Raw genomic sequence first — 11,365 nt, forward strand, 5'->3', positions numbered from 1 at the left:
TTGGATGGTCCGATGATCCGATACCCGTCCCCGTTGCGTCCCGGCGATCGCATCGGCGTGACCAGTCCCTCCAGCGGCGTGCCCTCGCCGCTTCGTCCCCGCCTCGACGTCGCCGTCGACTGGCTGCGCGCCCGCGGGTACGACGTCCAGCTCGGCGAGTGCCTCAGCGGCGACGCCGGCCACGTGAGCGCGTCGGCGGACCGACGTGCCGCGGAGCTGAACGCGATGCTGCTGGACCCCGCCATCCGGGCGGTGGTGCCGCCGTGGGGCGGGGAGACCGCCATCGACCTGGTGGACCGCCTGGACTGGGAGGCGCTCGCGGCCGCGGAGCCGACCTGGCTGGTGGGCTTCAGCGACCTCACCACGCTGATGCTGCCGATCACGCTGGGGCTGGGGTGGGCGACCCTGCACGGGGCGAACCTGATGGACACCCCCTACGAGCCGCCGCCCGGCCTGCTGCACTGGACCGACGTGGCGGCCGCGACGGGGCCGTTCGCCCAGCACGCGTCCGGGCGCTACCGCAGCGGCGGCTTCGACGACTGGGAGACCGACCCCACGCCCACGGCGTACCACCTGGACGCGCGGGGGACCTGGGAGGTGGCCGGCGGCGGTGGCCTCGACGTCACGGGTCGACTCGTCGGCGGGTGCATCGAGACGGTCTCCAACCTTGCCGGCACTCCCTACGGGGACGTGGCCGCCTTCGGCCGGGCACACGCCGACGAGGGGCTCATCGTCTATCTCGAGGCCTCGGACGACCCGGCCCTGGAGATCTGCCGCAACCTGCACGGCCTGCGCCTGGCCGGCTGGTTCGACGACGCGAACGCGATCGTGATCGGGCGTACCTCGGCCCCGCCGTCGGGTGACTTCACCCAGCGCGCCGCGGTCCTCGACGCGCTCGGGATGCTCGACCTGCCGATCGTCTTCGACGTGGAGTGCGGCCACGTGCCGCCGTACCTCCCGCTGGTCAACGGCGCCCAGGCGCACCTCACCGTCGCTGGGACCGAGCGCTCGCTGGTGCAGACCCTGGGGTGACCCGCGCTTCGGGTAGGACGCGGTCGGGGGAACTACGCGATTTCACTGATGTGGTCTAGACCACATCGGAGGAGACTCCCGTTGAGGGGTGGTCACCCCGACTGCCCCAGGAGTGCAAGGGGAGTCCCATGAAGCACACACCTTCTCGCGCGGCCGTGGCGGCGGTCGCCTGCCTGGGCCTGCTGTTCGGCGGCGTCACTGCCGTCACCCCGGCCGGCGCGTCGTTCACGGACGCGGCGACCGCCGCGGCGCAGCTCAACTGGAACCGGGTCTGGAACCAGCAGCTGAAGCCCAAGACCGACCGGCGCTACTACACCAAGGCCAAGTCCAACCGGCGCTACTACACCAAGCGCCAGACCGACTCGACCTTCTACTCCCGCACGGAGTCGGACTCGAGGTTCGAGACGAGGCACCAGGCCTACCGGGGCACGTACTTCATCTCCGGAAACGGTGCCGGCAGCCTCGTCTCGGACTCGATCTCCTACGGCGCCACGCTGGCGGTCGCGCCCACCGCGCACTACATCCGCCTCGGTGACCCCGTGCCGGCCGGGTGCTCCGGCTCCGCGTCGGCGCCCAACGCCGATCCGGGTCATCTCTGCGTCTTCGAGGCGAACGCCGTCAACGTCGGCCCGCGCTACGTGACGGACACGACGTTCGCCCCGAACACCGCGACGCCCACCGGCGCCTACCTCTACGCGACGGTGGCGGCTGCCGGGAACGGCTACTACGCAGGCACCTGGGTGCTGCGGCCGGGCGGCTCCGCCACCGTCACGAACAGCCGTCAGGCTCCGTCCCTGGGCCGGGTGGGCGCCGAGATCGGCCGGTAGCGGGGCCCGGGAGCGAAACCGGGGCTCAGCGCCCGGCGTTGCGGGGATCCGACCCGTCGGCGAGCGGCTGGGCCCCGAGCTCGCGGGCCCACCACTTGGTCTCGGCCACCTCCGCCAGTCTCGCGAAGGTGGCCGAGCGCCTCGTGCGGCGCAGGTCCTCGGCGTGCGTGGTCCCGTAGCTGCGACCGATGAGGTTGTTGGCCTGGTCGACGGCCGAGTCGCCGACGTCCGCGGAGCCGGTCTCGTGGGCGTCGGCCACCGCACGGGCCAGCGCCTCGCCGTGACGGGCGCTCAGGTAGGCCTGCCACATGAAGTGCCGGGCGGCGTTGTGCCGCCGCCAGGCGCCCGGGTGCGCCCGCGAGGCGCTGGAGAAGGCGAGCACCGAGGCGAGCACGACGTCCAGCGCGGCCGCGTGCCCAGCCCCGGCGGCGCGTGCTGCGCGCCAGAGGCGGGGGAGTGCGGTGGTGGTCAGGCGGAGGGCGCTGCGCATGGCGCGATTGTCTCAGGCGGCGCCTCCCGCGGCCCCCGCCGATGTGGGAGCCTCAGCGGGTGGACCAACGCCTGAGCTTCATCACCCTGGCGGTGGCCGAGCTGGCCGCAAGCCGCCGCTTCTACCTCGACTCCCTGGGCTGGGAGCCCTGCGTCGACGTGCCGGGCGAGGTCCTGATGTTCCAGGTGGCCGACAAGGTGGTGCTCTCCCTGTGGGACGAGGAGGCGTTCGCCGCCGAGGTGGGCGCCCGACCGGCTCGCGGTGCCGTGCCCCCGGTGACCCTCGCGCACAACTGCGCCACCCGGGACGGCGTCGACCGGGTGCTGGAGCAGGCCCGCAACGCCGGGGCGGACCCGGTGGTCGCCGCCCAGGAGCGGGAGTGGGGCGGCTACTCGGGCTACTTCGCCGACCCCGACGGATTCCGCTGGGAGGTCGCGTTCAACCCCGGCGACGTCGGGCAGCTGGTCCTGCCCTGACGTCGACCCTCGGGTCGCCATCATGTGGGACCGCCGTACCAGCATCTGGGACGCGTGGCACACTGGTAGGCGCCGGGGAGGCCCGGCGGCTACCGTAGGCGCATGCGCACGGACCTTCTTGTACGCACGCGACGCGTGAGCTGAGGACCTCGAGTCCACAGCACCACGCGTCACCCCTCGTCGCCGTCACCGGCCGAGGGGTTTTTTGTTGGGCACACGCAGGACAACAGGGCAGTGAGGAAGAGTAGATGAGCGAGCAGGGCGGTGCGATCACCGGGGCACAGAGCCTGGTGCGTTCCTTGGAGCACGCGGGCGCGGAGCACATCTTCGGCATTCCGGGCGGCGCGATCCTCCCGGCGTACGACCCGCTGATGGACTCCACCCGCATCCGGCACATCCTGGTGCGCCACGAGCAGGGCGCGGGGCACGCCGCCCAGGGCTACGCCAGCGCGACCGGCCGGGTCGGGGTCTGCATGGCGACGTCCGGGCCGGGCGCCACGAACCTGGTCACCCCGCTGGCCGACGCCTACATGGACTCCGTGCCGATGGTCGCCGTCACCGGCCAGGTGGGTGCCTCGCTGATCGGGACAGACGCCTTCCAGGAGGCCGACATCCGGGGCATCACCATGCCCATCACCAAGCACAACTTCCTGGTCACCGACGCCGCCGACATCCCGCGCACCGTCGCCGAGGCCTTCCACATCGCCTCCACCGGGCGTCCCGGCCCGGTCCTGGTGGACGTGGCCAAGTCGGCGCTGCAGGCCATGACCGACTTCTCCTGGCCTGCCGAGCTGACCCTGCCCGGCTACCGCCCCATCACCCGGCCGCACAGCAAGCAGATCCGGGAGGCGGCCAAGATGATCCTGGCCGCCAAGCGCCCCGTGCTGTACGTCGGTGGCGGCGTCATCCGCTCCCGCGCCAGTCGTGAGCTGCTCGCCCTGGCCGAGTTCACCGGGATCCCGGTGGTGACCACCCTGATGGCCCGCGGCGCCTTCCCCGACAGCCACCCGCAGCACCTGGGGATGCCCGGGATGCACGGCACCGTCGCGGCGGTGGCGGGCCTGCAGCGCTCGGACCTGATGATCAGCCTGGGCGCCCGGTTCGACGACCGGGTCACCGGCAACCTGGACTCCTTCGCTCCGCAGGCGCTGGTCATCCACGCCGACATCGACCCGGCCGAGATCGGCAAGAACCGGCACGCCGACGTGCCCATCGTCGGTGACGCCCGCGAGGTCATCATGGACCTGCTGGTGGCGCTGCGGGGCGAGGCCGAGCAGGGCCGGGTCGGCGACTACGAGCAGTGGGTCGACTTCGTGGCCGGGATCAAGAGGCGCTACCCGCTGGGCTACGACAGGCCCGCCGACGGCACGCTGTCCCCGCAGTACGTCATCGAGCGCCTCGGCGCCATCGCCGGTCCTGAGGCCATCTACGCCTCCGGGGTGGGCCAGCACCAGATGTGGGCCGCGCAGTTCGTCAAGTACGAGCAGCCCAACACCTGGATCAACTCCGGGGGCCTGGGCACCATGGGCTTCTCGGTCCCCGCGGCGATGGGCGCCAAGGTCGGCTGCCCGGACACCACGGTCTGGTCCATCGACGGCGACGGCTGCTTCCAGATGACGAACCAGGAGCTGGCCACCTGCGCGATCGAGGGCATCCCGATCAAGGTCGCCATCATCAACAACGAGTCCCTCGGCATGGTGCGGCAGTGGCAGACGCTCTTCTACAACGAGCGCTACTCCAACACCGACCTGCACACCGGGGCCGACCGTCGCATCCCCGACTTCGTCAAGCTCGCCGACGCCTACGGCTGCGTGGGCCTCTCGTGCGACTCCGAGGGTGAGGTGGACGCCACCATCGAGAAGGCCATGGCGATCGACGACCAGCCCGTGGTGGTGGACTTCCGGGTGCACCGCGACGCCATGGTCTGGCCGATGGTCGCCTCCGGCACCAGCAACGACGACATCAAGTACGCGCGAGACCTGGCGCCCGAGTTCGACGAGGACGACCTCTGATGAGCAAGCACACCCTGTCGGTCCTGGTGGAGAACAAGCCGGGAGTCCTGGCCCGCGTCGCCGGCCTGTTCAGCCGTCGCGGCTTCAACATCGACAGCCTCGCGGTGGGTCCCACCGAGCACGCGGAGGTGTCCCGGATGACCATCGTGGTCGACGTCGAGGGCTTGCCGCTCGAGCAGGTCACCAAGCAGCTCAACAAGCTGGTCGAGGTGATCAAGATCGTTGAGCTCGAGCGGTCCGCCTCGGTGACCCGCGAGCTGCTCCTGGTCAAGGTCAGGGCCGACGTGGAGACCCGCGGACAGGTGCTCGACGCGGTCCAGCTCTTCAAGGCCCGGGTGGTCGACGTGGCCCCCGACGCCGTCACCATCGAGGTCACCGGCAACTCCGACAAGCTGAGCGACTTCCTCAAGGTGCTCGAGCCCTTCGGGGTCCGTGAGCTCGTCCAGTCCGGCCGAGTGGCGATCGGTCGCGGCGCGCGCTCGATCACCGAGCGCACCACCAAGCTGACGCCGGTCCCCGTGCCCGACGCGGTCGGCTGAGCGTCCCCGCGTCCCCCCAGTTTCCAGATACACACCCCAGAAGGAGAGCCTCAAGTGGCTGAGATGTTCTACGACGACGATGCTGACCTGACCCTGATCCAGGGCAAGAACGTCGCCGTGATCGGTTACGGCAGCCAGGGCCACGCCCACGCGCTGTCGCTGCGCGACTCCGGCGTCGACGTGCGCATCGGTCTCCAGCCGGGCTCCAAGAGCCGGGCCAAGGCCGAGTCCGAGGGCCTGCGCGTGGTGACCCCCGCCGAGGCGACCGAGGAGGCCGACGTGATCGTCATCCTCGCCCCGGACCAGCACCAGCGGAAGCTGTACGCCGAGGAGATCGCTCCCAACCTCACCCCCGGTGACACCCTGGTCTTCGGCCACGGGTTCAACATCCGGTACGGCTACATCACCCCGCCCGAGGGCGTCGACGTGTTCATGGTCGCCCCCAAGGGCCCCGGACACCTGGTCCGTCGCGAGTACGTCGACGGTCGCGGCGTGCCGGTCCTGGTCGCGGTGGAGAAGGACGAGACGGGCAAGGCCTGGCAGCTCGCGCTCTCCTACGCCAAGGGCATCGGCGGCCTGCGTGCGGGCGGCATCAAGACCACCTTCGCCGAGGAGACCGAGACCGACCTGTTCGGCGAGCAGGCCGTCCTCTGCGGTGGCGCCTCCCAGCTGGTGATGTACGGCTTCGAGACCCTGATCGAGGCCGGATACCAGCCCGAGGTCGCCTACTTCGAGTGCCTGCACGAGCTCAAGCTGATCGTCGACCTGATGTACGAGGGCGGCATCGCCAAGCAGCGCTGGTCGGTCTCCGACACGGCCGAGTACGGCGACTACGTCTCCGGTCCGCGGGTCATCACCCCGGACGTCAAGGAGAACATGAAGGCGGTGCTGGAGGACATCAAGAACGGTGCCTTCGCCAAGCGCTTCATCGAGGACCAGGACGCGAACGGGCCGGAGTTCGACGAGCTGCGCACGAAGGGCGAGCAGCACCCGATCGAGGCCACCGGCCGCGAGCTGCGCAAGCTGATGGCCTGGGTCAAGAGCCACGACAGCGACTACGTCGAGGGCACTGCCACCCGCTGACGCGGCACCCGCACGACACGCGCCCCGTCGCCCGGCACCAGCCGGGCGACGGGGCTCGTCGCGTTCTGGGTCGACCCGGCGCTACTTCACCTCGGACCTGAGCACGCCCCGAATGCCGAACGCCAGCGGGAGGACCAGCCACAAGGACCCGAGGTGCCGATCTGGGCCCACTGCTGCGCGGTCGGCACCTGCTCGAACAGCGTCGTGTAGGAGTAGTAGAAGTCCACCCAGGGCTGGAGGTCGGCGAACCAGTCCTGCACGGTGCCCAGCAGGAACAGCGCGTTCGGGAGCACGAAGGCGAACACGAAGTAGCCCACGATCGCCGCAGCCGAGCTGCGGAGGACCACGCCCAGGACGAAGCCCGTCAGCAGGCAGAACACGTTGGCCAGCACGATGGTGGCGAGGTTGGCCGCCGGGATGTCCCACACGGTCGGGCCTCCCGCGACCGCGGCCCCCACGAGGTTGCCCAGCGCCCCCACGGCCAGGGCGAGGGCCATGGAAGACACGCCGATCGCCACGGCCACCGCCGCCTTGGCGAGCAGGACCCGGCCGCGGTGCGGCACCAGGGTGAACGTGGTGAGCCCGGTGCGCTGGCTCCACTCCGAGGTCACCGCGAGGATCGCCACCATCGGCAGGATGACCGACATCGGCGCCCCGATGGCCGCGGCGAACGACTCGTACGTCTGGTCCGACTCGGGTGCGAAGGCCATCACCGCAGCGGTGGCCAGCAGTGCCGTGATTCCGATGCTCGCGATCAGCCAGAAGCCCGAGCGGGTGTCGAAGACCTTGGTCAGCTCCACCCACAGCAGGCGTCGCATCGGGATGCTCGAGGGCCGGACGATCGTGTCCGACCCGGCGTGGGTGGTGGGGGCGGCTTCCAGGACGGCGCTCATGCTGCGGCTCCTTCGATCGTGGTGTCCCGCTGGGACTCGGCAGTGAGCTCGAGGAACATCTCCTCCAGGCCGGCCCCGTCGGCCGACCTCAGCTCGGTCAGGGCGACACCGGCGGCCAGGGCGACCCGGCCGACGGCGGAGGCGTCCGCGTCGGTGCGGAGCGCACCGTCGCCGGACGCGGTGGTGGCGATCCCGTCGGCTGCCAGGGCCGCGGCCAGCCGGTCGATCTCCGCAGCCCGGACCACGGTGCCGGCTGCCGCGAGGAGCTCCGCCTTGGTGCCCTGGGCCACGAGCCGGCCGTTGCCGATGACCAACAGGTCGTCGGCGATGACCTCGATCTCGTGCAGCAGGTGGGAGGAGAGCAGCACCGTGCCGCCGCGGTCGGCGTAGCCGCGCAGCAGGTCCCGCATCCACCGGATGCCGGCAGGGTCGAGGCCGTTGGCCGGCTCGTCCAGGATCAGCACGGCGGGGTCCCCGATCAGCGCGGTGGCGATGCCGAGGCGCTGGCGCATGCCGAGGGAGTAGTTGCGCACGCGCCGTCCCGCCTCGGTCTCGGTGAGGCTGACCAGCTCGAGCATCTCCTCGACCCGGGAGCGGGGCAGCCCCATCGTGCGCTGGGCGATGGCGAGGATCTCGCGTCCCGTGCGTCCGGCGTGCTGGGCGGAGGCGTCGAGCAGCACGCCGACCTCCCGTCCCGGGTCCGGCAGGTCGGCGAACCGCCGTCCGTTGACCTGCGCGGTGCCGGAGGTCGGGGGAGTGAGGCCGACCATGACCCGCATGGTCGTGGACTTGCCCGCCCCGTTGGGGCCCAGGAAGCCGGTCACCCGGCCCGGAGCCGCGGTGAAGGTGACGTCGTCGACGGCGGTGTGGTCGCCGTAGCGCTTGGTGAGGGAGTCGATGGTGATCATGGTGTCCACGCTCCCGCGACCCGGTGCCGGCCGGCATCGGGGACAGCCCTGACCCGACCCCGGGAACACAGATGGCCCGGCCGGGGTTGGGACCGCATGCGCATCGAGATCTGGAGTGACGTCGTCTGCCCGTGGTGCTACATCGGCAAGCGGCGCCTGGAGTCGGCCCTGAGCACCTTCGAGCACGCGGACCAGGTGGAGGTGGTCTGGCGTTCCTACCAGCTGGACCCGAGTGCCCCCGCGGTGGCCACCGAGACCTCGACGCAGATGCTCGCCCGCACGTACGGCCAGAGCCCCGAGGGGGTGGCGGGCATGCAGCAGCAGGTGTCGGCCGCCGCGGCCGAGGAGGGGCTGGTCTACCGCCTGGACCAGACCCTGCACGTCAACACCGTCGACGCCCACCGGCTGCTGCACCTGGCGCTGCACGAAGGCGGCCCGGAGCTGCAGGGCCGGCTCAAGGAGGCGCTGCTCGCGGCGTACTTCACGCAGGGCCGGAACGTCGCGGACCACACCGTGCTGGCCGAGGTCGCGGACCAGGCGGGCCTGGAGGCCACCGGCGTGGCGGAGGTCCTGGCCTCCCAGCGGTACGCCGACGAGGTCGCCGCCGACGTCGCGCAGGCCCGGGCGTACGGCGCCACCGGGGTGCCGTTCTTCGTGGTCGACGCCGCCTACGGCGTCTCCGGAGCCCAGCCCGCCGAGGCCTTCACCCAGGTGCTCCAGCGGGCGTGGCGCGACGGGCACCCCAGCATCGAGATGGTCTCGACCGGCGACGGGGACGTCTGCGGGCCGGACGGCTGCCCCGTCTGATCCGGTCCGGGTCCTCGGGGCCCGGGCAGCACCGACGTGGACCCTGGCGGGAGCCGGCGATGCGGCGTGCATCACTATTGGCCCCATGAGCGAGCAGACGCTGGACGAGACCCGCCGCCTCGGGGTGGAGACGACCGGGATCGAGATCATCGACGAGGCCAGTCGGACCGCGCGGCCGGCCGACCTGTTCTGGCCCTGGTTCGCCGCCAACGTCAGCGTCTTCGGACTCAGCTACGCGGCGTTCATCCTCTACTTCGGGATCTCCTTCGCCCAGGGCCTGCTGGTCGCCGTGGTCGGCATCATCGCCTCCTTCGCGCTGTGCGGACTCGTGGCGATCGGCGGCAAGCGAGGATCGGCGCCCACCATGGTGCTGTCCCGCGCCGCCTTCGGGGTCACCGGGCAGAAGCTCCCGGGCGTGATCTCGTGGCTGGTCTCGATCGGCTGGGAGACGTTCCTGGCGATCATGGCGGTGCTGGCCACCTCCACCGTCTTCACCCGCCTGGGTTGGGGCGGGGGCACGGCGACCAAGGTCGTCGCGGCCATCGTGGTCGCGGCTCTCATCGTCTCCGCCAGCGTCGCCGGCTACCACGTCATCATGCGGATGCAGTCGTGGCTGACCTGGATCACCGGTGCCGTGTCGATCCTCTACATCGCCTTGACCGTCGACGAGGTCGACTGGGACGCCGTCAGTGCGGTTCCGGGCGGGTCCACCCAGCAGGTGGTGGGGGCACTGGTGATGGTGATGACCGGCTTCGGACTGGGCTGGATCAACATCGCAGCGGACTGGTCGCGCTACCAGCGGCGCACCGCGTCCGGTCCCGCGATCGTGGCGTGGAACACCTTCGGTGGGGCGCTCGCCCCGGTCCTGCTGGTCGGCTTCGGGCTGGCCCTGGCCGGGTCCTCCACCGAGATCCTGGACGGCGTCGCCGCCGACCCGATCGGCACCCTGGCCACCCTGCTGCCCACCTGGTTCCTGGTCCCGTTCCTCCTCGCCGCGATCCTGGCGCTGGTCAGCGGGGCCGTGCTCGGCATCTACTCCTCGGGGCTGACGCTGCTCTCCCTGGGGGTGCGGGTCTCCCGGCCCCGAGCGGCTCTCATCGACGGGCTGCTGCTCACCGCGGGCACCATCTACGTGGTCTTCGTGGCGGAGAGCTTCCTGAACCCGTTCCAGAGCTTCCTGATCACGCTCGGCGTGCCGCTCGCCGCCTGGGCCGGCATCTTCATCGCCGACCTCGCGCTGCGTCGCCAGGACTACGACGAGGCGGCCCTCTTCGACCCCACCGGGAGGTACGGCGCCTTCGACCGGGTCTCGATCGCCACCATGGTCGGTGCCTCGGTCATCGGCTGGGGCCTGGTGATCAACTCGTTCGCCGACGACGCGTCGTGGAACAACTGGCAGGGCTACCTGCTCGGCCCGCTCGGGCTCGGTGGCAAGGAGGGGGAGTGGGCGCTCGCCAACCTCGGCGTGCTCGTCGCGCTGGCGCTGGGCTTCGGGGTGACACTGATCGCGCGTCGCGGGACCGTCGCCGACCAGGAGCGCTGAGGCAGCGAGTCCGCCCTCCCGTTCACCCGGGTGAGGGCGCGCTCTGGATCTTCCGGGCGGCGCCGACCAGCATGCCGTCGACCAGGAGCAGTGCGCCCGGCACACAGAGCACCAGGGCGTTGCGGCCGAGGAACGCCGCGGCCGCACCGGCGAAGAACCCGACCGCGAGGGCCACCACTGCCTGGTTGACCCGGTTCGAGGCCTCCGCACTGCGCTGCTCGGCCGTGCTGAGGAGGGCCGCGGCCAGGGCGCCGAGCAGAGCGCTGAGCGCAAGCGCCCAGAACATCGATCGGTCGGCGCCGGCGGAATCGAGGGCAGCGACCACCATCACGACCACGAGCAGGACCTGTCCGCCGGCGGCGATCAGGGCCGCGCGCCGCAGTGCGGGGCGGGCAGCAGTGCTCACGTCGCGTTGATGACGGCCGGGGTGAGCTCGCGGCCGACGTGCACCCGGTGCGAGTGCTCCACCGTCACCTGGCCCGTGGCGTCAGTGGCCTCGACGGGCTGGAGACGTGCTCGGATCTCCTCGCTCTGCTGCAGCAGGACGTCGGTCTCTTCCCGAAGGACGTGCAGGTCCTCGGTCGGGTCAGCCATCGTGTCTCCTCGGGCTAGGCAGGCGACGGGTTCCTTCCCCTTGTGCGGGGGGTCAAACCCAGCCGTGGGGAGCCAGGCGCGGCCGCTGGGACGACGCCGGGCGAGCGGTGAGGTGGGCTAGTCTGGCCGAGGCACAGCGTCGTGCGACCCGCGTCACCATC

The 11,365-nt window shown here is 71.3% G+C and carries 13 protein-coding genes; 8 read left to right on the top strand and 5 right to left on the bottom strand.

Annotated features, from left to right (window positions below; genetic code table 11):
- The first annotated feature begins 12 nt into the window (after positions 1 to 12).
- Positions 13 to 1,032 (top strand): S66 family peptidase, encoded by a 1,020-nt coding sequence (locus C0R66_RS06320; RefSeq protein ID WP_101523983.1) that lies wholly within the window; start codon positions 13 to 15, stop codon positions 1,030 to 1,032.
- A gap of 128 nt (positions 1,033 to 1,160) precedes the next feature.
- A complete protein-coding gene (locus C0R66_RS06325) occupies positions 1,161 to 1,859 on the top strand; it encodes a hypothetical protein (RefSeq protein WP_158647927.1) in 699 nt (232 codons plus the stop codon).
- 25 nt (positions 1,860 to 1,884) lie between these two features.
- Here C0R66_RS06325 and C0R66_RS06330 read toward each other — a convergent pair whose 3' ends face one another.
- The gene (locus tag C0R66_RS06330) at positions 1,885 to 2,349 is read right to left on the bottom strand and encodes a DUF6973 domain-containing protein (protein WP_101523985.1); all 465 of its coding nucleotides are present in this window, start codon (positions 2,347 to 2,349) and stop codon (positions 1,885 to 1,887) included.
- A 59-nt stretch (positions 2,350 to 2,408) separates the two neighbouring features.
- On the opposite strand from C0R66_RS06330, the gene C0R66_RS06335 reads away from it, so the two are divergent.
- From C0R66_RS06335 to ilvC, 4 genes are all read left to right on the top strand, one after another.
- On the top strand, positions 2,409 to 2,825 hold the full coding sequence (locus C0R66_RS06335) for a VOC family protein (protein WP_101523986.1): 417 nt from the start codon (positions 2,409 to 2,411) through the stop codon (positions 2,823 to 2,825).
- A 248-nt stretch (positions 2,826 to 3,073) separates the two neighbouring features.
- A complete protein-coding gene (locus tag C0R66_RS06340) occupies positions 3,074 to 4,837 on the top strand; it encodes an acetolactate synthase large subunit (RefSeq protein WP_101523987.1) in 1,764 nt (587 codons plus the stop codon).
- Positions 4,837 to 5,376 carry an acetolactate synthase small subunit gene (gene ilvN / locus C0R66_RS06345; RefSeq protein WP_101523988.1) on the top strand — a complete coding sequence of 180 codons (540 nt, stop codon included), beginning with the start codon at positions 4,837 to 4,839 and terminating at the stop codon, positions 5,374 to 5,376. Before C0R66_RS06340 ends, ilvN begins: the two co-directional genes overlap by 1 nt.
- Before the next feature lie 54 nt (positions 5,377 to 5,430).
- Positions 5,431 to 6,459 carry a ketol-acid reductoisomerase gene (gene ilvC, locus C0R66_RS06350; RefSeq protein WP_101523989.1) on the top strand — a complete coding sequence of 343 codons (1,029 nt, stop codon included), beginning with the start codon at positions 5,431 to 5,433 and terminating at the stop codon, positions 6,457 to 6,459.
- A gap of 86 nt (positions 6,460 to 6,545) precedes the next feature.
- Here the strand turns inward: ilvC and C0R66_RS06355 are convergent, their stop codons facing one another.
- Both C0R66_RS06355 and C0R66_RS06360 read right to left on the bottom strand, forming a co-directional pair.
- The gene (locus C0R66_RS06355; RefSeq protein WP_241901597.1) at positions 6,546 to 7,352 is read right to left on the bottom strand and encodes an ABC transporter permease subunit; all 807 of its coding nucleotides are present in this window, start codon (positions 7,350 to 7,352) and stop codon (positions 6,546 to 6,548) included.
- Positions 7,349 to 8,260 carry an ABC transporter ATP-binding protein gene (locus C0R66_RS06360; protein ID WP_199286840.1) on the bottom strand — a complete coding sequence of 304 codons (912 nt, stop codon included), beginning with the start codon at positions 8,258 to 8,260 and terminating at the stop codon, positions 7,349 to 7,351. The genes C0R66_RS06355 and C0R66_RS06360 overlap by 4 nt, the downstream gene beginning before the upstream one ends.
- 96 nt (positions 8,261 to 8,356) lie before the next feature.
- On the opposite strand from C0R66_RS06360, the gene C0R66_RS06365 reads away from it, so the two are divergent.
- Together C0R66_RS06365 and C0R66_RS06370 are read left to right on the top strand one after the other, a co-directional pair.
- Complete coding sequence (locus C0R66_RS06365) at positions 8,357 to 9,067, top strand: DsbA family oxidoreductase (protein ID WP_101523991.1); 711 nt, start codon at positions 8,357 to 8,359, stop codon at positions 9,065 to 9,067.
- 85 nt (positions 9,068 to 9,152) lie between these two features.
- Positions 9,153 to 10,610 carry a purine-cytosine permease family protein gene (locus C0R66_RS06370; RefSeq protein ID WP_101523992.1) on the top strand — a complete coding sequence of 486 codons (1,458 nt, stop codon included), beginning with the start codon at positions 9,153 to 9,155 and terminating at the stop codon, positions 10,608 to 10,610.
- Positions 10,611 to 10,632: 22 nt separating this feature from the next.
- Here C0R66_RS06370 and C0R66_RS06375 read toward each other — a convergent pair whose 3' ends face one another.
- Together C0R66_RS06375 and C0R66_RS06380 are read right to left on the bottom strand one after the other, a co-directional pair.
- A complete protein-coding gene (locus C0R66_RS06375; RefSeq protein ID WP_101523993.1) occupies positions 10,633 to 11,016 on the bottom strand; it encodes a hypothetical protein in 384 nt (127 codons plus the stop codon).
- The gene (locus C0R66_RS06380; RefSeq protein WP_101523994.1) at positions 11,013 to 11,204 is read right to left on the bottom strand and encodes a hypothetical protein; all 192 of its coding nucleotides are present in this window, start codon (positions 11,202 to 11,204) and stop codon (positions 11,013 to 11,015) included. Before C0R66_RS06380 ends, C0R66_RS06375 begins: the two co-directional genes overlap by 4 nt.
- Positions 11,205 to 11,365 lie beyond the last annotated feature (161 nt).

Source organism: Nocardioides houyundeii (genome assembly GCF_002865585.1).
Lineage (GTDB): Bacteria > Actinomycetota > Actinomycetes > Propionibacteriales > Nocardioidaceae > Nocardioides > Nocardioides houyundeii.

What these genes read in the sequence shown, in the direction of transcription:
- C0R66_RS06355 (WP_241901597.1), bottom strand. Translation starts at nt 7,352, where the DNA reads ATGAGCGCCGTCCTGGAAGCCGCCCCCACCACCCACGCCGGGTCGGAC.
- C0R66_RS06330 (WP_101523985.1), bottom strand. Translation starts at nt 2,349, where the DNA reads ATGCGCAGCGCCCTCCGCCTGACCACCACCGCACTCCCCCGCCTCTGG.
- C0R66_RS06340 (WP_101523987.1), top strand. Translation starts at nt 3,074, where the DNA reads ATGAGCGAGCAGGGCGGTGCGATCACCGGGGCACAGAGCCTGGTGCGT.
- ilvN (WP_101523988.1), top strand. Translation starts at nt 4,837, where the DNA reads ATGAGCAAGCACACCCTGTCGGTCCTGGTGGAGAACAAGCCGGGAGTC.
- C0R66_RS06360 (WP_199286840.1), bottom strand. Translation starts at nt 8,260, where the DNA reads ATGATCACCATCGACTCCCTCACCAAGCGCTACGGCGACCACACCGCC.
- C0R66_RS06325 (WP_158647927.1), top strand. Translation starts at nt 1,161, where the DNA reads ATGAAGCACACACCTTCTCGCGCGGCCGTGGCGGCGGTCGCCTGCCTG.
- C0R66_RS06380 (WP_101523994.1), bottom strand. Translation starts at nt 11,204, where the DNA reads ATGGCTGACCCGACCGAGGACCTGCACGTCCTTCGGGAAGAGACCGAC.
- C0R66_RS06370 (WP_101523992.1), top strand. Translation starts at nt 9,153, where the DNA reads ATGAGCGAGCAGACGCTGGACGAGACCCGCCGCCTCGGGGTGGAGACG.
- C0R66_RS06365 (WP_101523991.1), top strand. Translation starts at nt 8,357, where the DNA reads ATGCGCATCGAGATCTGGAGTGACGTCGTCTGCCCGTGGTGCTACATC.
- C0R66_RS06320 (WP_101523983.1), top strand. Translation starts at nt 13, where the DNA reads ATGATCCGATACCCGTCCCCGTTGCGTCCCGGCGATCGCATCGGCGTG.